Annotated in this window: 20 protein-coding genes, 1 pseudogene and 2 CRISPR repeat arrays; of the genes and pseudogenes, 11 read left to right on the top strand and 10 right to left on the bottom strand. The window is 69.5% G+C overall.

Translation table 11 applies throughout. The features are described from left to right. Positions 1-88: 88 nt before the first annotated feature. A complete protein-coding gene (locus tag ACFYXM_RS27565) occupies positions 89-1,045 on the top strand; it encodes an SDR family NAD(P)-dependent oxidoreductase (RefSeq protein ID WP_389293280.1) in 957 nt (318 codons plus the stop codon). A gap of 82 nt (positions 1,046-1,127) precedes the next feature. Here ACFYXM_RS27565 and ACFYXM_RS27560 read toward each other — a convergent pair whose 3' ends face one another. Together ACFYXM_RS27560 and trpS are read right to left on the bottom strand one after the other, a co-directional pair. After that, on the bottom strand, positions 1,128-1,718 hold the full coding sequence (locus ACFYXM_RS27560; RefSeq protein ID WP_389293278.1) for a 2'-5' RNA ligase family protein: 591 nt from the start codon (positions 1,716-1,718) through the stop codon (positions 1,128-1,130). Between the two features lie 143 nt (positions 1,719-1,861). Beyond that, entirely contained in the window at positions 1,862-2,875 is a 1,014-nt protein-coding gene (trpS, locus tag ACFYXM_RS27555) for a tryptophan--tRNA ligase (protein ID WP_360106512.1), read from the bottom strand. A gap of 186 nt (positions 2,876-3,061) precedes the next feature. Between trpS and rocD the strand changes: the two genes are divergently transcribed. After that, on the top strand, positions 3,062-4,267 hold the full coding sequence (gene rocD, locus ACFYXM_RS27550) for an ornithine--oxo-acid transaminase (RefSeq protein WP_389293276.1): 1,206 nt from the start codon (positions 3,062-3,064) through the stop codon (positions 4,265-4,267). A gap of 73 nt (positions 4,268-4,340) precedes the next feature. Here the strand turns inward: rocD and ACFYXM_RS27545 are convergent, their stop codons facing one another. Continuing rightward, positions 4,341-5,552 carry a glutathionylspermidine synthase family protein gene (locus tag ACFYXM_RS27545; RefSeq protein WP_389293274.1) on the bottom strand — a complete coding sequence of 404 codons (1,212 nt, stop codon included), beginning with the start codon at positions 5,550-5,552 and terminating at the stop codon, positions 4,341-4,343. A 6-nt stretch (positions 5,553-5,558) separates the two neighbouring features. Further along, a complete protein-coding gene (locus ACFYXM_RS27540) occupies positions 5,559-5,870 on the bottom strand; it encodes a hypothetical protein (RefSeq protein WP_389293272.1) in 312 nt (103 codons plus the stop codon). A 524-nt stretch (positions 5,871-6,394) separates the two neighbouring features. After that, positions 6,395-6,727: a CRISPR direct-repeat array (repeat unit 28 nt; unit sequence GTGGTCCCCGCGCACGCGGGGGTGGTCC). Between the two features lie 73 nt (positions 6,728-6,800). Beyond that, a CRISPR array of direct repeats spans positions 6,801-7,124; the repeat unit is 28 nt; unit sequence GTGGTCCCCGCGCACGCGGGGGTGGTCC. Between the two features lie 100 nt (positions 7,125-7,224). Here ACFYXM_RS27540 and ACFYXM_RS27535 point away from each other — a divergent pair. Beyond that, on the top strand, positions 7,225-7,650 hold the full coding sequence (locus ACFYXM_RS27535) for a hypothetical protein (protein ID WP_389293270.1): 426 nt from the start codon (positions 7,225-7,227) through the stop codon (positions 7,648-7,650). 475 nt (positions 7,651-8,125) lie between these two features. Here the strand turns inward: ACFYXM_RS27535 and ACFYXM_RS27530 are convergent, their stop codons facing one another. Continuing rightward, positions 8,126-8,335, bottom strand: coding sequence for a DUF397 domain-containing protein (locus ACFYXM_RS27530; RefSeq protein WP_389293268.1), 210 nt, complete (start codon positions 8,333-8,335; stop codon positions 8,126-8,128). Beyond that, on the bottom strand, positions 8,332-9,162 hold the full coding sequence (locus ACFYXM_RS27525) for a helix-turn-helix domain-containing protein (protein ID WP_389293346.1): 831 nt from the start codon (positions 9,160-9,162) through the stop codon (positions 8,332-8,334). The genes ACFYXM_RS27530 and ACFYXM_RS27525 overlap by 4 nt, the downstream gene beginning before the upstream one ends. A gap of 105 nt (positions 9,163-9,267) precedes the next feature. On the opposite strand from ACFYXM_RS27525, the gene ACFYXM_RS27520 reads away from it, so the two are divergent. The 5 genes from ACFYXM_RS27520 (at position 9,268) to ACFYXM_RS27500 (ending at position 11,629) form a co-directional block, all read left to right on the top strand. Beyond that, positions 9,268-9,567, top strand: a complete 300-nt coding sequence (locus ACFYXM_RS27520) for a hypothetical protein (RefSeq protein ID WP_389293266.1) — start codon at positions 9,268-9,270, stop codon at positions 9,565-9,567. Beyond that, the gene (locus tag ACFYXM_RS27515) at positions 9,564-10,052 is read left to right on the top strand and encodes a hypothetical protein (RefSeq protein ID WP_389293265.1); all 489 of its coding nucleotides are present in this window, start codon (positions 9,564-9,566) and stop codon (positions 10,050-10,052) included. Before ACFYXM_RS27520 ends, ACFYXM_RS27515 begins: the two co-directional genes overlap by 4 nt. A gap of 81 nt (positions 10,053-10,133) precedes the next feature. Then, positions 10,134-10,739: a hypothetical protein gene (locus ACFYXM_RS27510; RefSeq protein WP_389293263.1), complete on the top strand. Its 606-nt coding sequence runs from the start codon at positions 10,134-10,136 to the stop codon at positions 10,737-10,739. Between the two features lie 88 nt (positions 10,740-10,827). Next, the gene (locus ACFYXM_RS27505) at positions 10,828-10,953 is read left to right on the top strand and encodes a hypothetical protein (RefSeq protein WP_389293261.1); all 126 of its coding nucleotides are present in this window, start codon (positions 10,828-10,830) and stop codon (positions 10,951-10,953) included. Positions 10,954-10,996: 43 nt separating this feature from the next. After that, the gene (locus ACFYXM_RS27500) at positions 10,997-11,629 is read left to right on the top strand and encodes a hypothetical protein (protein WP_389293260.1); all 633 of its coding nucleotides are present in this window, start codon (positions 10,997-10,999) and stop codon (positions 11,627-11,629) included. On the opposite strand, the pseudogene ACFYXM_RS27495 reads toward ACFYXM_RS27500, so the two are convergent. Beyond that, positions 11,562-11,924 (bottom strand): annotated as a pseudogene (locus tag ACFYXM_RS27495) (GntR family transcriptional regulator); the annotation flags it as partial. The gene ACFYXM_RS27500 and the pseudogene ACFYXM_RS27495 overlap by 68 nt on opposite strands. A 46-nt stretch (positions 11,925-11,970) precedes the next feature. Between ACFYXM_RS27495 and ACFYXM_RS27490 the strand changes: the two are divergent. After that, a complete protein-coding gene (locus ACFYXM_RS27490) occupies positions 11,971-12,483 on the top strand; it encodes a carboxymuconolactone decarboxylase family protein (protein WP_389293259.1) in 513 nt (170 codons plus the stop codon). 463 nt (positions 12,484-12,946) lie between these two features. Next, the gene (locus ACFYXM_RS27485; RefSeq protein ID WP_389293257.1) at positions 12,947-13,681 is read left to right on the top strand and encodes an isocitrate lyase/phosphoenolpyruvate mutase family protein; all 735 of its coding nucleotides are present in this window, start codon (positions 12,947-12,949) and stop codon (positions 13,679-13,681) included. 150 nt (positions 13,682-13,831) lie between these two features. Here the strand turns inward: ACFYXM_RS27485 and ACFYXM_RS27480 are convergent, their stop codons facing one another. From ACFYXM_RS27480 to ACFYXM_RS27470, 3 genes are all read right to left on the bottom strand, one after another. Next, positions 13,832-14,821 (bottom strand): malate dehydrogenase, encoded by a 990-nt coding sequence (locus tag ACFYXM_RS27480; RefSeq protein WP_389293256.1) that lies wholly within the window; start codon positions 14,819-14,821, stop codon positions 13,832-13,834. Positions 14,822-15,498: 677 nt separating this feature from the next. Next, positions 15,499-16,128, bottom strand: a complete 630-nt coding sequence (locus tag ACFYXM_RS27475) for a DUF3017 domain-containing protein (protein WP_389293254.1) — start codon at positions 16,126-16,128, stop codon at positions 15,499-15,501. A gap of 30 nt (positions 16,129-16,158) precedes the next feature. After that, on the bottom strand, positions 16,159-17,022 hold the full coding sequence (locus ACFYXM_RS27470) for a bifunctional methylenetetrahydrofolate dehydrogenase/methenyltetrahydrofolate cyclohydrolase (protein WP_389293252.1): 864 nt from the start codon (positions 17,020-17,022) through the stop codon (positions 16,159-16,161). A 229-nt stretch (positions 17,023-17,251) separates the two neighbouring features. Here ACFYXM_RS27470 and ACFYXM_RS27465 point away from each other — a divergent pair, with 229 nt between their 5' ends. Continuing rightward, entirely contained in the window at positions 17,252-18,010 is a 759-nt protein-coding gene (locus tag ACFYXM_RS27465; RefSeq protein ID WP_389293251.1) for an RDD family protein, read from the top strand. Positions 18,011-18,014 lie beyond the last annotated feature (4 nt).

The raw sequence follows: 18,014 nt of genomic DNA, 5'->3' as shown, positions 1-18,014 counted from the left end.
ATCCCCGCCCCCGTCCCCGTCCCCGTCCGTGCCCCATCCGCACCCCGCCCCCATCCGCACCCCCGTCCCCATCCGCAAGGAGTGTTCCGTGAAGGACGCCTTCGGTGCTCCGCAGTCCCTGCTCGTGCTCGGCGGCACGTCGAGGATCGCCCTCGCCACCGCGCGCCGGCTGGTCGCCGCGCGCACCCGTACCGTCCGGCTGGCCGGGCGCCCCTCCCCCGCCCTCGAATCGGCCGCGGAGGAGCTGCGCGCGTACGGCGCCGACGTCAGCACGGTCGACTTCGACGCCCTCGCCCCCGAGACCCACGAGACGGTCCTCGGGAAGGTCTTCGCCGAGGGCGACATCGACGTCGTGCTCCTCGCCTTCGGCATCGCGGGCGACCAGGAACGGGACGAGGAGGAACCGCTGGGCGCGGTCCGGGTCGCCCAGACCAACTACACGGGAGCCGTCTCCGCCGGGCTGGTGTGCGCCGGCAGACTCCAGGCGCAGGGGCACGGCTCACTGGTGGTGCTGTCCTCGGTGGCCGGCGAGCGGGCCCGCCGCGCGGACTTCATCTACGGATCCAGCAAGGCGGGCCTGGACACGTTCGCCCAGGGCCTGGGCGAGGCACTGCGCGGCACGGGCGTGCACGTGATGGTCGTACGCCCCGGCGTCGTACGGCCGAAGACGGCGACGCCCGCCGAGCCCGTGGCACCGCGCCCCGCGGCGCCACGACCCACGGCGCCACGGCCCACGGCGCCACGGCCCACGCCCTCGCGGCCGATGCCGCCACGGTCCACGCCGTCACAGTCCGTGACCTCACGGATCACGGCCGCACGGATCACGGTCGCACGGCTCGCCTCGTACGGGGACGCCGCGTCCCGGATCGCCGCGGCACCACTGGAGGCACCGCCTCTCGTGACGACGCCGGACGCGGTCGCGACGGCGATCGTGACGGGGCTGCGACGACGCTCGGGAACGGTGTGGGTGCCCGGCGCGCTGCGCGTGGTGATGTCGGCGCTGCGGCACGTGCCGCGCCCGCTGTTCCGACACCTGCCGATGTGACCGATGTGACCGTACGTACCCCCGGTCCGACATGCGTACGTGCCCGCCCCGGCGGACCGGGACGGGCACGTACGCGGGACGGTCAGGACCGCAGGGAGGGCTCGTCCACGGCGGAGCCGCCCTGCGCGGGCACGGCGGGCGCGCCGCCCCCGCCGTCGAACGGGAACTCGTTGATCTTGCGCCACACACGGTCCGGGCCCTGCTCGTACAGCGCGAAGGAGCCGCAGGTCCAGGCGGCCTCGTAGTCGGCCAGCTCCTCGTACGCCCGGTCCATCGCCTGCTCGGGGATGTCGTGCGCCACGGTCACGTGCGGGTGGTACGGGAACTGGAGCTCGCGCACCAGCGGCCCGGAGGCGTCCCTGACCCGCTTCTGGAGCCACGAGCAGGCCGAGGCGCCCTCGACGACCTGCACGAAGACGACCGGCGAGAGGGGCCGGAAGGTGCCCGTCCCGGACAGCCGCATCGGAAAGGGGCGGCCGGCCGTCGCGATCCGGGCGAGGTGCGCCTCGATCGCGGGCAGGTCGGCCGCGGCGACCTCGGTCGGCGGGAGGAGGGTGACATGGGTGGGAATGCCGTACGCGGCAGGATCCCCGAAGCTCGCGCGCCGCTCCTGGAGCAGACTGCCGTAGGGCTCCGGGACCGCGATCGAAACGCCGAGCGTTACGGTCCCCACGTCGTTCTCCTCAATCCTCGAAGGTCGGTGGTCCTCAAGTCGGTGGTCCTCAAGGGTGGACAGCCCTTTTTCGGCCATCCGCCCGGTGGATTCCCATCGCCAGTGTGACGCCTGGGGCGACAAAACCGCCAGGGCCCTTGGACTCAGTGCTTGGCGGGCAGAAAGCCCATCCGGTCGTACGTCCGGGCCAGGGTCTCGGCCGCCACGGCACGGGCCTTCTCGGCCCCCTTGGCCAGGATCGAGTCCAGCGTCTCCGGGTCGTCCAGGTATTCCTGGGTGCGGGTGCGGAACGGTGTGACGAAGTCCACCATGACCTCGGCGAGGTCGGTCTTGAGCGCACCGTAACCCTTGCCCTCGTACTTCTGCTCCAGATCCGCGATACCGGTACCGGTGAGCGTGGAGTAGATGGTCAGCAGGTTGCTCACGCCGGGCTTCTCGGCCCGGTCGAAGCGGATGACGGTGTCGGTGTCGGTGACGGCGCTCTTGACCTTCTTGGCGGTGGCCTTCGGCTCGTCGAGGAGGTTGATCAGACCCTTCGGGGTGGCCGCCGACTTGCTCATCTTCGACGACGGGTCCTGGAGGTCGTAGATCTTCGCCGTCTCCTTGAGGATGTACGGGTCCGGCACGGTGAACGTGTCGCCGTAGGTGCCGTTGAACCGCTCGGCGAGATCGCGGGTCAGCTCCAGGTGCTGGCGCTGGTCCTCGCCGACCGGGACCTGGTCGGCCTGGTACAGCAGGATGTCGGCGACCATCAGCATCGGGTACGTGAAGAGGCCGACGGTGGTGCGGTCGGCGCCCTGCTTGGCGGACTTGTCCTTGAACTGCGTCATGCGGGACGCCTCGCCGAAGCCCGTGAGGCAGTTCATGACCCAGCCGAGCTGGGCGTGCTCGGGCACGTGGCTCTGGACGAAGAGCGTGCAGCGCTCGGGGTCGAGACCGGCGGCGAGGAGCTGGGCGACGGCGAGCCGAGTGTTCGCGCGCAGCTGCGCGGGGTCCTGCGGGACGGTGATCGCGTGCAGGTCCACCACCATGTAGAAGGCGTCGTGGGAGTCCTGCAGCGCCACCCACTGGCGCACCGCGCCGAGGTAGTTGCCGAGGTGGAACGAGCCTGCGGTGGGCTGGATTCCGGAGAGCACGCGGGGACGTTCAGAGGCCATGGCCCCATTGTCTCAGGTGCGGCACGCAGTTCCGGCAGCCGGTGGCGCAGCCGTGCGGCGCGGACAGCGATGTCGCGGGGGCCGGGCGGGCGCGCCGTGGATCGCAGGTTTCCCCGCCCCGGTTGTGACCGACGATACAAAGTGGGCACCACCCTCCGCCCACGCCGCACGACGATCGGAGATCCCGTGTCGACCACGGACAACGCCATCGCCTCCGCCGAGGCGCACAGCGCGCACAACTACCACCCGCTGCCCGTCGTCGTCGCCTCGGCGGACGGCGCCTGGATGACCGATGTCGAGGGCCGGCGCTATCTCGACATGCTCGCCGGATATTCGGCGCTCAACTTCGGCCACGGCAACCGGCGCCTGCTCGACGCGGCCAGGGCCCAGCTGGAGCGGGTGACCCTCACCTCGCGCGCCTTCTACCACGACCGGTTCGCCGACTTCTGCACGCGGCTCGCCGAACTGTGCGGCATGGAGATGGTCCTGCCGATGAACACCGGGGCGGAGGCCGTGGAGACCGCGGTGAAGACCGCCCGTAAATGGGGCTACCGGGTGAAGGGCGTCCCGGACGGCATGGCCAAGATCATCGTGGCCTCGAACAACTTCCACGGCCGTACGACGACGATCATCAGCTTCTCCACGGACCCGGAGGCGCGGGAGGACTTCGGCCCGTACACACCGGGGTTCGAGATCGTTCCGTACGGAGACCTGACCGCGCTCGCAGAGGCGATGACCGAGAACACGGTGGCGGTGCTGCTGGAGCCGATCCAGGGCGAGGCCGGGGTGCTGGTGCCGCCGCCCGGCTACCTTCCCCGGGTGCGCGAAATGACCCGGGAGCGGAACGTCCTGTTCATCGCGGACGAGATCCAGTCGGGCCTGGGCCGGACCGGGAAGACCTTCGCGTGCGAGCACGAGGGGGTCGTGCCGGACATGTACGTGCTCGGCAAGGCGCTGGGCGGTGGCGTGGTGCCGGTGTCGGCGGTGGTCTCCTCGCGGGACGTGCTCGGTGTGTACCGGCCGGGTGAGCACGGCTCGACGTTCGGCGGCAACCCGCTCGCCTGCGCGGTCGCCCTGGAGGTCATCGCGATGCTCCGCACCGGCGAGTACCAGCAGCGGGCGGCCGAACTCGGCGAACACCTCCACCAGGAGCTGAACCTGCTGGTGGGCGGCGGCGCGGTGGAGGAGGTACGGGGACGCGGCCTGTGGGCGGGCGTCGACATCGCTCCGCGCCACGGCACCGGCCGGCAGATCTCCGAGAAGCTGATGGACCGGGGAGTGCTGGTCAAGGACACCCACGGCTCGACGATCCGGATCGCCCCGCCGCTGGTGATCAGCAAGGAGGACCTGGACTGGGGCCTGGAGCAGATCCGCGGCGTGCTGCGCGACTGAGCCGACGACTCCCGACGGGTCCCGACGGATCCCGACGGATCCCGGGGACCGTCGAACGGTCCCCGGGGCCCGTTCAGAGAATGACGTGGGGCAGGAATCGGGCGTACTCGTCCGTCACCGGCCCCTCCGACTCCCGGATACCGAGACCCGCCGCCTCACCCTCGACGACCCACGCCCCGAGCACGACCCGATTGCCGTCGAAGTCCGGCAGGGGCGCCAACTCCTGGTAGCAGCACGGTTCGTCGCGCAGCACCTCGGGGCTCCCCGGCTCGGCGCTCTCCGGCTCGTGGATCGTGACCCCGGCGCCTTCCCGGCCCAGCAGCGGCTTGGCGACGTAACCGGTCCCGGCATCCGTACCGTGCCCGGCCAGTTCACGTGGGCCGTCGAGGTAGGAGGCGAGCAGGTTCGGATGGCCCGGATAGAGCTCCCAGAGGATCGCCATGAGCGCCTTGTTGGAGAGAAGCATCTTCCAGGCGGGCTCGATCCAGCAGGTGGTACCGGTGCCGCCGCCATTGTCGAGGGTGTCCAGGACGTGCGGTCCGAACTTGTCGGTCGCCAGCCACTCCCACGGGTACAGCTTGAAGCAACTGCGGATGAACCCCAGGCGTTCGTCCACGAACCTGCCCGTCAGCCGGTCCCAGCCGATCTGTTCCACGGAGAGCGCCTCCGTGTCGAGGCCGGCCTGTTCGGCGGTCTCCCGCAGATAGGCGACCGTCATCAGGTCCTCACCGATCTCGTCGCCCTCGGAGTGCGCGAAGTGCACCGGCCCGGGCGGCAGCAGCCCGGCCTGCCGACGCCACGCCTCGACGAGGCGTTCGTGCAGGGAGTTCCACTGGTCGGCGTCCGGGAAGCGGTCCTCCATCCAGAACCACTGGGCGCTCGCGGCCTCCACCAGCGAGGTGGGGGTGTCCGCGTTGTACTCCAGCATCTTGGCCGGCCCGGTCCCGTCGTAGCGCAGATCGAACCTGCCGTAGATGGACGGGAGTTCGTCGCGGCGCCCCCAGGACTCCGTGATCAGATCCGCCAACCTGCGGTCGGTGATGCCGAGTTCGGCGAACCGGCCCCGCTCCACGATGTGCGCGGCGGCGGCCAGGCACATCGCGTGCAGTTCCTCGACGACCTCCTCCAGCGCCTCGACCTCGGGCAGCGAGAAGACGTAGTAGGCACTCTCGTCCCAGTACGGCCGCAGCGACCCGTCGGGGTAACGCGTCAGCGGGTAGACGACGCCTTGGCTCTCGACCGTCTCCTGCCAGCCGGGACGCGGCTGTGTGGTGCGGCGTTCCATACCGGTTCAGCCGCCTCCGGTGCCAGAGCAGCCGAAGCCGCCGCGTTCGACGGCCGCCTTGTCGAAGCTGCCGCCCTCCACCCTGCCGTTCGTGCTCTTGCCGCCGTAGTAGTACGAACCGCCGCCGCTCCCGCTGCTGCTGCCGCTACCGCTGCCACTTCCACTGCCGCTCTTGCACTTGTAGCTGGGCAGTTCCTTGTGGGTCAGCGGGTCGACACACCGCTTGTCCGGCTCCGAACCGCATGAGGTGATCACCGCGGCGAGCATCCCCATGCCGCCGAGCACCACGGTGCTCGACCTCAGCTTGCGTATGGCCATGTTTCCGTCTCCCCCGTCGTATGAATCCAGCCAGTACGGCCATTCGTCAGATTAGAACGAGGCGGATCGCGGCGGGAAGTGGGGGCACGAGGCTCGTACCGGACACCACTGACGTGCCGGGCAGCACCATGGGAGGCGAGAGACGCGTTCCGGGACGAGACGACCGCGCCGGGCAACCTCGGGTACGCCATGCCCCAGCGTTCCGGCAACGTCGAATGCCGGCTCACCGCCCCTCCCCCACCCCCAGCAAAGCGTGATCGCCGAGCACTCCGGACGGGAGGAGAGAGGCGAATGCCAGATCCGACGACTCATCAGAAAGCGACTCCGCACCGACAATCCCCGTCGAACGAGAGTCGCCGCCGAGTAGCCTCGAAGCCATAGGGTCTCTCAACTCCGGATATGCGTGCAGCAGCAAGGCGCGACCACACCAGCACACAGAAAGGGCTACTTTGACCCCGATGTCGCAATTCAAAGAAGTAAGTAAAAACAGCCCTCGCGCCACCTAAACCCGCAGGCCAGGAACTGTGGTCCCCGCGCACGCGGGGGTGGTCCCGCCTTGCGGGACCATGCGGTGGCCACGGCCTTGTGGTCCCCGCGCACGCGGGGGTGGTCCGCAGGGCGGCATTCCGGCTCTGGTGAAGGACAAGTGGTCCCCGCGCACGCGGGGGTGGTCCGGTGGCCGTAGCTGAGTTGGCGTTCGAGGCCGGGTGGTCCCCGCGCACGCGGGGGTGGTCCCTGCTGCCGGACCCCTGGACCCAGGGCAGGCTGGTGGTCCCCGCGCACGCGGGGGTGGTCCCTCATGGGTACACAGGAAGCGCGGCACGGGGCGGTGGTCCCCGCGCACGCGGGGGTGGTCCCGCGATTGTCGGTGCCCTGGTTCCGCTGCTGCCGTGGTCCCCTCTCGTCTCGCGGGTCCGCTTTCGGCTGTCCGTGGTCCCCGCGCACGCGGGGGTGGTCCGTTCTTCGCCCGCTGGCCCGACGCCCGCCTGGCGTGGTCCCCGCGCACGCGGGGGTGGTCCCCCGTTCCCGGATGGGGTTCCGGAACCCGTTCCGTGGTCCCCGCGCACGCGGGGGTGGTCCCTGCGCGCTACTGCGCACAGTATGGTGGTCCCCGCGCACGCGGGGGTGGTCCCATCATCACGAGCAAGGGGAGCGCGGCCACCCAGTGGTCCCCGCGCACGCGGGGGTGGTCCCGTCTGATGAAGCTGCCTCGCGTGGAGTGCCCCGTGGTCCCCGCGTACGCGGGGCAATCCGGCCCTGGCTGGACCAGCCTCCGCAGAAGGGAAGACGACCACACATGCGCCCCCAAAGGTTCCAGGAATTTGCCGTAGATAGCCTTCTCAAGGCACCTGATGTGAAGACCGTCTCCCCCTGGCAGGACGATCGCCCGTTCGGCATCCACATCACCTTCAGCACTGGGGCGCAACTGTGGGCGGCCATCACGGCAGCCGCTCTCAGCGATGACTACGACAGCCCCGAAGCACCGGTGCTGGACGTACCACCGGCAGAGGTTCCGCTACCGGATCTGTACGAGAACGGAAAGATCACTGCTGCGAGGGCGGAGCAGTACATCGCGGCCACGCTTACGAACACAGGCAACCCGGAGATTGCACAGGTCTACGCCTACACGTCCGGCGATAGATCAAGCGTGCCCAACAGCTACCCTGGCCTCGCCTTGGAGTTCCATAGCAAGTCCCGGATCTTCATGCTGTTCCAGCACACAGCACGTCCCGGCCAGGGCAAGGACAGCAAGCCGTTCAACCTGCAAGAATCCTTCTAACTCCTCGCCCTGACTGCCCGGTCGAAGCGAGGCACAAGTGCACCACCTATCAGCACCACCCCACCGCGGAGGAACTGATATGTGCGACACCACCAACCATCGCTTCGAGCCGGGTCAGTGTGCAGGCTCCTGCCCCGTCTGCGGGGCAGGAGTAGGTGCACCAACCGGCCAGCCCACCACGATGCACCAACGCGCCGGAAGCGGCACCGAAACATGCCCGGGAAGCGGACAACCTGCGCTGTAGCTCCACAGGGCCGAGTCCCGGCCTGGTGCACGGCTGCTGAACGGTCGGAACTCGCTTCCGCCCACGAGGATGACCCTTCACCTACTCAAGTAGGAGAGTGTCGCGCGGCAGCCGCTTCCCACGTACGCGTCGACAGTTGAATCCCATCGCCCCATGGCGTGTTCTTGCACGGTGAAGCCCCACCACGCAACGCACGATGGGGCAACCTCAACCGGTACGCGAACCGGACGGTCAGAACGCGCCGAACTCTCCAGCCTTGACGCCCGCAACGAAGGACGCGAACGCACTGGCAGAGGCGCTCAGCACCGGACCACTCAGGTTCTTCGAGTCACGGACAGGGACGAGGCCGTGAAGGGCGACGAGGTTGGCAGCTACCTCAATGCAAGCGCCGCCGTTCTCGCTGTACGAGGACTTGAACCAACGGGGGGATTCGGTCGTCACGGGGTGCCCTTTCGCAACTGGTTGATCACGGCCACGGATTCTGCCTGGGACAGCGCTTCTGCCTGCAACTGATGGTATGCCGTCAGCAGGGGCACTACGGAAGGGCTTTCCCGTTCCAGCCGCCCCCGCTGCGCGGACTCCGCGTATGAGAGGAGAGCGCGGTTCTCCATCGTCAGGATGTATAGCGGCAGACTGAGTGGGCGACGATCACCCATGGCGAACGGGGCGACTTGGAGCACGCTGTTCGGCAGTGCGGCGAACTCGACCAACCGCTCCAGCTGCGCGTCCATGATGTCCGGGCTGCCAACGGGTCTTCTGAGGCAACTCTCGTCGAGCACCACGAATACCAACGGCGGCGGCGTGCGTTTGAGAACTGCCTGACGCGCCGCTACGAGTGCGTTGCGCTCATCTCCTTGCTCAGGGGTGATGGCACCCCGTTCAACCGCACGAGTGTTTAGCGCCGATGCGTACTCCGGTGTCTGAAGTATCCCGGGCATGACACCAACCTCATAGAGTCTGATCTCTGCCGCGCGCATCTCATGGGTGACGTACTCCGGGAACCCCTCAAGTAGCGACGTCTGCCTCACGGATCGACTCTGGCGTTCGAGTCTGTCGCCAGTACCGAGCGCTCTGTCAGCGGCTGCTGCGAACTGGCGAGTTGGAGGGCGACGACCAGTTTCAACGGCTGAAATGTGCGTCCCTGAGCAGCCCATGCGCTGACCCAGCTCATCCTGTGTCCAACCTCGCTTGTCCCGCAGCATGCGTAAACGCTGCCCGAACGCCGCACCCGGCGACTCCTCTGGGTCCAACTCCTTGCGGTTCACCATCTGGACATCCAACTCTCTGATCAATTCATGCAAGTTGAGGAGAGGCCGACTGTAGGTCACGCTGGGCCGCCTTGGTAGTGGAACCACTACGGAGAGGAGTGGCCCGTGTCCGCGAAGAACGGCGCCTCGAACCGACAGGAACCCCCACACACCCCGACTCCAGCCCCGAACCCGATCCCAGCCTCGACCTCGACCCCGGCCCCCGGCACGCTCATGGTGGACCTATCACAGGACCGGGTCGGTGAGTTCCGCGGTGAGTGGTGCGGGAAGTGGTCCTTGCGCCCCGTCGGTGGCGGGGTCGAGTGGACCGCCGCCCCCGAAGACGTACGGCCGGCCGACCCGATACAGCGGCTGCGCGCCGAGCTCACCCGCGCCAACCGACGCAGCCGTGGTGAGCTGCTGTGACGGGGCCGTTCCTCGCCGCAGCGCAAGCGGGTGACGGCCGGACGACCGTCCAGCTCGGCCGAACCGTCGCCGCGACTCCTCGACTCGCGCTCCGGTGGCTCCGGGGCCAGGCCGTACGGATCGCGAACGGACTGGACCCGGAACCGGGCACCCCGTGGATTCCCCCATACGTGTTACGGCCTGCGCCCGCGCCTCTGCCCCGTACCTGTGCCTGTACCCCGTACCCCATTACCCCGTACCCCGCCCCCGACGCACCCACCGATCTGCGCGCCTGGGCCGCTGACGACGAGCTGCAGGCCGAGGCGCTGCACCGACTCGCCACCGGCACCGGGATCTCGTTCGTCGCCAGGGACGAGGTGTGCTGGTACGGGCTCACCGCCCGCCCGCTGCTCACACCGCGGCCCGCTCCCGCACCCGTGCCCACCCCCGCACCCGCACCCGCACCCGCACCCGCACCCACGCTCCGTGCGTCGATGGCGGCGTAACCCCCTCACCCCACCCGCACAGCCCGTGCCCCCTCCCTCCCCATTGCCCTCGCCCGGCCTGCCGAAAAGGGAAGCGCCCTCATGCCCCTCCTGACGCCGTACGTCGCGTCCCGCACCACCGAACAGCCAGTACGGGAAGCGGAATTGACCATCGAGTTCGCCCCGGGCGGACCCCGCCTCGCCTACCGCCACCCGCGACCGGGGGACCGCGACCACCACGGCAACCTGTGGGTACGCATGGACCAATCCACCACCGGGCGCGTGCAGTACAACCGCATGCACGTCCACCGCCAACGCACCTGCATGGAACACCTGCTCTGCCAGATCTGCGGCACCCCCGCCGACCGCAACAAACAGGGCTGGCTGTTCCTCGACTGGCGCCGCCCCGACTCACCCCCGACCTGGCCCGAACGCTCCCTCACCTCCATGCCACCCCTGTGCACCGAACACGCCCACACCTCCCTCCACCAGTGCCCCTTCCTGCGCCGCACCGACCACGCCGTACTGCGCGTACGCAAACCCCGCCTCCACGGGGTCTCCGGCACCCTCTACCAACTCACCGACACCGGATGGCACACCTCCGACAACGACGTCCTCGCCCCCTACGCCGAACCCCGCCTCCCCGGCATGCTCGCCTCCCGCCTCCACCGCGAACTACACGACGTCACCGTCACCCGACTCCCATGACCGCCCACCCCACACCCCACGACCGGGCTCGATCAGGCAGGGCCCGATCTGCCCCGACGACCACCATCCCGCCTCGCACTCCTGGGACGTGATAGACCCGCTCAGGGACCTGCTGGTGGAACAGGTCCTCGGAGAGGTCCGCCGCAACCACGAGGACGTGTCCGGCCTGAACGGTACGGACCACTGCGACGACGACAGCACAGGACAGTCGTGAACTCGAACCGCGAGCAGCAGGAAGCGCGACAGGGATTCAACCGGTGAACAGTTCCAGCAAGTTTTCTACCGACGAGCGGTTCGGGCGTCATCGACGACTGCTCATCGTCGTCGCGCTGGCGTTCGCCGCCTGCGCCGCCTGCGCCGCCGTTTTGATCGGCGTGTTCGCTTGGGCCGTCGACGATGTGGAGACGGACCTGCTGGACCAGGAGATGAACTGCTGCTGGGAGGCGGGAGCCACCCCGGCCTGGATGAGCGGGCAGCTGGGTATCCGCATTCCGGAGGCGGCATCGGACCGGCGTGCGGGCTACAAAGTGGGCGAGCGTCACGACACGGGGCTGCTGTCCTTCGTCCTGCCCAGCAAGGAGGCGGAGACGTACACGGGCCGACTTCTCCCGGAGGACACCACGCTGATCGGAAACTTCCATCCCAAGGAGAAGGACTACCGGCCCGCCGCCGCCTTCTCCCATCTCGGGCTGGCAGAACCCGAGACGCTCGTGCGGGGACTGCGGCAGGTCAGCCTGTGCCCCGATGACCTCGACTCTCCCGAAGGCACGTACCTTCGGCGTTGCGTCGACCTGTTCGCGCACGAATTCAGGCCCGGTACCACCCGGGTCTACGTCCGATCGACCATCGAGCCGGGCGTGACGCCACCTCCCGCGAGCCCCGGTCCGTAGATGTGCTGCGGTCGGCAGGCCGACACGGTGCGGTCACGCCGACCACCGTGCCCGGCCCCGTCAGGGCGGTGAGCCATCCCTCCGCGACCAGTTCCGCGTACGCGTCGGCGACGGTGTTCCTGGCGATGCCGAGGTCGGCGGCGAGGCTGCGGGAGGACGGCAACCGGGTGCCGGGGGTCAGCCGTCCCGTGCGCACGGCCTCACGCAGGGCGTCCATGAGCCCGGCCCGCAGCCCGGTCGAACCCTTCGTCTCCAGGTGAAGGTCGGCTCCGAAAGTGGCCCAGGAATCCTTCATGGAAATGGACCAAATCGCTGCGCCACCCTCCCGTAACGTCGCCCCCATGACAACGAACGAGAACGACCGCACCACCTCCGAGCTCAACCCCGAGCACACCCCCCGTGCGGCCTGGGCCGAGCTGGCGCCCGATGTCTACAAGGCCATGGTCCGGCTCGACGGGGCGTCCCGCAGGGGCCTCGACCCGGTCATCGGCGAGCTGGTGAAGATCCGCGCCTCCCAGATCAACCACTGCGCCTTCTGCCTCGACATGCACACCAAGGACGCCCTGGACGCGGGTGAGTCCGTCCAGCGGATTGTCCAGCTCAGTGCGTGGGAGGAGTCGCGGCACTTCTACACGCCCAAGGAGATCGCGGCCATCGAGCTGACCGAGGCGATGACTGTGCTGACCGACGGGTTCGTGCCGGACGAGGTGTGGGAGAACGCCGCCAAGCACTTCGACGAGACCGAGCTCGCCCATCTCGTCGCCGCGATCACGACCATCAACGCCTGGAACCGGTTCGCCGTGACCACGCGCATGGTCCCGGGCCACTACCAGCCGGGCGACCACAAGCACTGACGGGCGCACCAGCCGGTGCCGCACCGGGCCCGTGCACTCCCGTCGCACGGGCCCCGACCGTGTGCGGCCACCCAGATCACGGGGCGGTCCGAAAGGCACGAGTCACCGGGCAGTCCGAAGGGCACGAGCCACGGGGCGGTCCGAAGGGCACGTGCACCTCGAAGGACGCGGGGCGGTCCGAAGGGCACGAGCACCTCGAAGGACGCGGGGCACGAGTCACTCCGCCGGTCGCGCGCCTTTCGTGCCTCGTGCACCACCGCATTCCTCTGCGCGGATTGCGCGCCTCGTACGCCCTGCGCGTCCCGCATGTCCCGCGCGCCCGCTGACCTAGCATGCCGCCGCAAAGGCCCTGCGCATCCCATGCGCCCCTGGGCTCGCCCGCAGGCCCCGATCGCGCCGCGCGCTCCCGCTCGTACTCCGCGCGCCCGCCCCGCACATGGCCCTCTTCTTCCGGGAGTCCACGATGACCGTGTCAGTCCTTCGAGCCCTCCACCTCGACCGCGCACCCGATGACCCGCTGATCCTCCCGGGTCCGTGGGACGCGGCGAGCGCCCGTGTCCTCGTCGAGGCGGGTTTCCCCGCGCTCGCCACGCCCAGCGCCGGTATCGCCGCCTCGCTCGGCCACAAGGACGGGGAAACACCCGCCGACGAGATGTTCGCGGCTGTGACCAGGATCGTGCGCGCCGTCCCGTCGACCGTTCCCGTCTCGGCGGACATCGAGGCGGGGTACGGGCTGCCGGCTGCGGAGCTGGTGGAACGCCTTCTGGAGACCGGTGCCGTCGGCTGCAACCTGGAGGACTCGGTCGACGGCGTCCTCGTCGACGTCCAGCGGCAGGCGGACCGGCTGGCGGAGGTGCGCGCGGCGGCCGGTGACCGGCTCTTCGTCAACGCACGCGTGGACACGTACGTCCTCGGCGTCCCCGACGGCACGGATCAGGAGGCGGAGACGGTCCGCCGCGCCAAGGCGTACGTGGCGGCGGGCGCGGACTGCGTCTACCCGATCATGGCACCGCCCGAGGCCCTGCCCCGGCTGGCCACCGCCGTCCCGGGGCCGCTCAACGCGGTCGCCCTGCCCGACGGGCCGCCGCCGCGCCGCCTGGGGGAGCTGGGCGCCACCCGGATCACGTTCGGCCCCGGGCTGCAGCACCGGGCCATGGCCGCCCTGCGCGAGATCGCCGACGAACTGCTCAAGGGCTGACCACCCGCCGACCGCCCGCTGTCCGACCAGTCGCACGGCCGGTCGGACAGCGGGCGGGTACGCCATCGCCCCCGGCGGCGACTGCGGATGCAGCGCCTCCGGGGGCGATGGTGTACGCGCGTGAGGACGTACGCCCCGGACCGGAACGGGTCAGATCAGGCCGAGCTCGCGAACCGCGTCGCGCTCGTCGGTGAGCTCCTTCACCGAGGCGTCGATGCGGGTGCGGGAGAACTCGTTGATCTCCAGGCCCTGGACGATCTCGTACTTGCCGTCCTTCGTGGTGACCGGGAAGGACGAGATGAGGCCCTCGGGCACGCCGTAGGAGCCGTCCGAGGGGATACCCATGGAGGTCCAGTCGCCGGGGGCGGTGCCGTTGACCCAGGTGTGGATGTGGTCGATGGCGGCGTTGGCGGCGGAGGCGGCCGAGGACGCGCCACGGGCCTCGATGATCGCGGCGCCGCGCTTGGCGACGGTCGGGATGAAGGTGTCGGCCAGCCACGCCTCGTCGTTGACGACCTCGGCAGCGTTCTTGCCGGCGATCTCCGCGTGGAAGATGTCCGGGTACTGGGTCGCCGAGTGGTTGCCCCAGACCGTCAGCTTCTTGATCTCGGAGACGGCGACACCGGTCTTGGCGGCCAGCTGCGAGATCGCGCGGTTGTGGTCGAGACGCATCATCGAGGTGAAGCGCTCGGCCGGTACGTCCGGGGCGGCGGCCTGCGCGATGAGCGCGTTGGTGTTGGCCGGGTTGCCGACGACAAGGACCTTGATGTCGTCCGCGGCGTGGTCGTTGATGGCCTTGCCCTGCGGCTTGAAGATGCCGCCGTTGGCGGAGAGCAGGTCGCCGCGCTCCATGCCCTTCGTACGCGGGCGGGCGCCCACCAGCAGGGCGACGTTGGCGCCGTCGAACGCCTTGTTGGCGTCGTCGGTGATCTCGATGCCGCGCAGCAGCGGGAAGGCGCAGTCGTCGAGCTCCATCGCGGTGCCCTCGGCGGCCTTCAGGCCCTGCGGGATCTCCAGGAGACGCAGGTTGACCGGCACGTCCGGGCCGAGCAGGTGGCCGGAAGCGATGCGGAAGAGCAGGGCGTAGCCGATCTGGCCGGCTGCGCCGGTCACGGTGACATTCACGGGAGTGCGGGTCATGGCGATCTCCGTTAGACAGCTGGCGGTGGGGGTTCCTGGCCCCTGGAGCTGGACATCCCTGAATCTTGATGTGAAGAGATATCCAGCGGCCAGGCTATCCGACCCGGAACCTCCTGGCAGTCCGGCCCCCTGTGGGACCACGCGCGAGCCGTCCCGCTCTGCTCACCCGGTCGTATCCACTTCCCTCTCCGTTCCCTCCCCTTCGCCCCCCTCCTCGGGGCTGCTTCCCGGCCGCTTCCCGGCCGCCTCCGCGCACGACGCGCCCGTTTCGCTCGTACGCGCACGGTCCGTATTGCTCGTATGTGCACGGGTCCGTTTCGCTCGTACGCGTTTGGTCGTGTGCCTGCACTCGTACGCGTACGAGTGCACGCCGTACGGCCTCGTCCGTCGTTCTACGGGGAGCCGTACGGAACGGGGCCGACACCGTTGCGCGGCGATCACACCGTGGCGGAATGGTCACTTCCGTGCCACAGGCCCCAGCGTTCCCTTGAACCGCTCTCCGCCGTCCACGAGGCTGAAGTCAGGACGGGGGCAAGGCCACGCAAGTCGCCACAATGCGGAACGCGAGTTCCGGTGGCCCCCCGACCCGGGTGTCCGTCCCTCCTCGGGGGAAGGGACGGGCGCCACGACAACGGCGCCGCCCACAGGGGCGGCGCCGTTGTCGTGGCGGGCGGGAATCAGCGGATCGTGAAGTGGACCGCTTCCTCCAGGAACGGCATGTCCAGCCACGGCTTGGGCTGGGCCACCAGCGCGAGCATCACGATGAGGAAGCCGAGGGTTCCGTACGTCACCAGGTCGGTGAAGCGGGAACGGACCGCCAGCATGCCGACCGACGGGACCACGAGCCGCAGCACCGCGCCGCCGAGGAGGGAGGCACCGATCAGGATCGTGCCGACGCGGAACGCCTCGGCGAACGGGTCGACGGCCACGATCAGCAGCCCGAGGCCGGCCACGCAGAGCACCGCGAGCAGCGGCCACTGCCGGGCCGGTGCGGGCGCGTCCCCGGGCGCGGCCCGGCCGCCGCCCTCGGGACGCGCGGTGTCCCGGGTGAACAGGGGGGGCCGCCGCGACGAACCGGAACCGGAGTCACCGCCCTCGCCGGAAGCTACCTCGCTCGAAGCCGTCTTTCCGGACGCGTCCTCGCCCGGAGCGGCGTCGTTCGGCGTGGCCTCGCCGGACGCACCCTCGCCCGCAGCGGCCTCGCCGGACGCGTCCTCGTTCGACGCGGCCCGGCCCTGCGCGCCCTCGTCCGCCGTGGCGGCGTCCGCCTCGGCGGCCGGGCGGGCCGGGCTCCTACCAGCACCCATGGGGTTCCTTCCGGATTCGGGTCCGCCGGGTCAGGCGGCTGCGGACGCGGCGCGCTCGGCCGCCTCGACCACGTTGACGAGCAGCTGGGCGCGGGTCATCGGACCGACACCGCCCGGGTTCGGGGAGATCCAGGCGGCGACCTCTGCCACGCCCGGGTGGACATCCCCGATGATCTTGCCGTTCTCGTCGCGGCTGACGCCGACGTCGAGCACGGCCGCGCCCGGCTTCACGTCCTCGGGCTTGATGATGTGGGGCACCCCGGCGGCGGCGACGATGATGTCGGCGTGCTTGAGGTGCTTGGAGAGGTCACGCGTACCGGTGTGGCACTGGGTGACGGTGGCGTTCTCGGACCTGCGGGTAAGCAGCAGCGGCATGGGACGGCCGATCGTGACGCCCCGGCCCACGACCACGACGTGCGCCCCGTTGATCTCCACACCGTGGTGGCGGAGCAGCTGTACGACGCCCTGCGGGGTGCACGGCAGCGGACCCGTCTCGTTCAGCACGAGCCGGCCCAGGTTCATCGGGTGGAGACCGTCGGCGTCCTTGGCGGGGTCCATCAGCTCCAGGACACGATTGGTATCGATCCCCTTGGGCAGGGGCAGCTGCACGATGTACCCCGTGCACTCGGGGTCGGCGTTGAGCTCCCGGACGACGTCCTCGATCTCTTCCTGGGTGGCGGTGTCGGGAAGTTCGCGCTGGATGGAGCCGATGCCGACCTCGGCGCAGTCGCGGTGCTTGCCGTTCACGTACCAGCGGCTGCCCGGGTCGTCCCCGACGAGCAGGGTTCCGAGGCCAGGGTTGACGCCCCGTGCCTTGAGGGCCGCCACGCGGACGGTGAGATCGGACTTGATCGCGGCTGCGGTGGCCTTGCCATCGAGAATCTGGGCGCTCATGTCCCCATACTCGCGGATGACCCCGCCCGTATACCAATTCCAGGCTGCCAGGAACAGCCCTCATGTCTCGCTTGGGCAACATCCAGCCAACTCGACTGGACAAACTTACATTTTGCTTATAACGATTATGAGCGCTGTGCCGCAGTAGTACCGGGGGGCGGACCACAGGCTTCTTCTTTCCTCCGTGCGGCCGCATCGTCCCCATTTGCACGTTGGAGGAACTCCCCAGATGAGCTTCGGCGACCCGAACAACCCCTACGGGCAGCAGCCCAACCAGCCGCCGCAGGGCCAGCCCGGTCAGCCGCCGCAGGGCCAGCCGGGATACGGCTACCCGCAGCAGCCCGGTCAGCCGCCGCAGGGCCAGCCCGGCTACGGCTACCCGCAGCAGCCCGGTCAGCCGCCGCAGGGCCAGCCCGGCTACGGCTACCCGCAGCAGCCCCCGGGCACGATCCAGGCCAACAACGGCTACATCAACGTGCCGAACCTGGGCACGGTCCAGATCGCCACGATGGGGCTCCGTCTCTGCGCGCGCCTGATCGACGGGGTGGCCGTCTTCGTGGTGTACCTGATCATCGGTGCGATCGGCCTGGCCGGCGCCGTGGGCCTCGCGAACAGCGCCGAGGACTGCACCTACGGGACTGACTACGACTCCTGCGTGGACGACGCCAGCGCCGGCTTCATCGCCACCATGTTCAGCATGCTCCTGATACTCGGTCTGATCACGCTGCTCTACGAGTGGCTGATGGTCTCGCTGGTCGGTGCGACGCTGGGCAAGATGGCCCTCGGCCTGCGCGTCGTCAAGGAGAGCACCGGTCAGAAGCCGGGCCTCGGCGCCGGTTTCATCCGCTACATCATCCCGATCGTCGGCGCTTTCCTCTGCTACATCGGCGCCGTCCTCGTCTACCTGTCGCCGTTCTTCGACAACTCCGGCAAGCTGCAGGGCTGGCACGACCGTGCCGCCGGCACGCTGGTGGTCAAGAAGAGCTGACGCA

The organism is Streptomyces sp. NPDC002476 (assembly GCF_042889785.1).
GTDB lineage: Bacteria > Actinomycetota > Actinomycetes > Streptomycetales > Streptomycetaceae > Streptomyces.
Note: the sequence above shows the minus strand (reverse complement) of the source record. Positions and strands in the feature narration are given on the sequence as shown.

Excerpts from the sequence above, each read along its gene's own strand:
- ACFYXM_RS27540 (WP_389293272.1), bottom strand. The coding sequence starts at position 5,870 with ATGGCCATACGCAAGCTGAGGTCGAGCACCGTGGTGCTCGGCGGCATG.
- ACFYXM_RS27485 (WP_389293257.1), top strand. The coding sequence starts at position 12,947 with ATGACCGTGTCAGTCCTTCGAGCCCTCCACCTCGACCGCGCACCCGAT.
- ACFYXM_RS27490 (WP_389293259.1), top strand. The coding sequence starts at position 11,971 with ATGACAACGAACGAGAACGACCGCACCACCTCCGAGCTCAACCCCGAG.
- ACFYXM_RS27475 (WP_389293254.1), bottom strand. The coding sequence starts at position 16,128 with ATGGGTGCTGGTAGGAGCCCGGCCCGCCCGGCCGCCGAGGCGGACGCC.
- ACFYXM_RS27525 (WP_389293346.1), bottom strand. The coding sequence starts at position 9,162 with ATGGTGAACCGCAAGGAGTTGGACCCAGAGGAGTCGCCGGGTGCGGCG.
- ACFYXM_RS27470 (WP_389293252.1), bottom strand. The coding sequence starts at position 17,022 with ATGAGCGCCCAGATTCTCGATGGCAAGGCCACCGCAGCCGCGATCAAG.
- ACFYXM_RS27545 (WP_389293274.1), bottom strand. The coding sequence starts at position 5,552 with ATGGAACGCCGCACCACACAGCCGCGTCCCGGCTGGCAGGAGACGGTC.
- ACFYXM_RS27480 (WP_389293256.1), bottom strand. The coding sequence starts at position 14,821 with ATGACCCGCACTCCCGTGAATGTCACCGTGACCGGCGCAGCCGGCCAG.
- ACFYXM_RS27465 (WP_389293251.1), top strand. The coding sequence starts at position 17,252 with ATGAGCTTCGGCGACCCGAACAACCCCTACGGGCAGCAGCCCAACCAG.
- trpS (WP_360106512.1), bottom strand. The coding sequence starts at position 2,875 with ATGGCCTCTGAACGTCCCCGCGTGCTCTCCGGAATCCAGCCCACCGCA.
- ACFYXM_RS27510 (WP_389293263.1), top strand. The coding sequence starts at position 10,134 with ATGCCCCTCCTGACGCCGTACGTCGCGTCCCGCACCACCGAACAGCCA.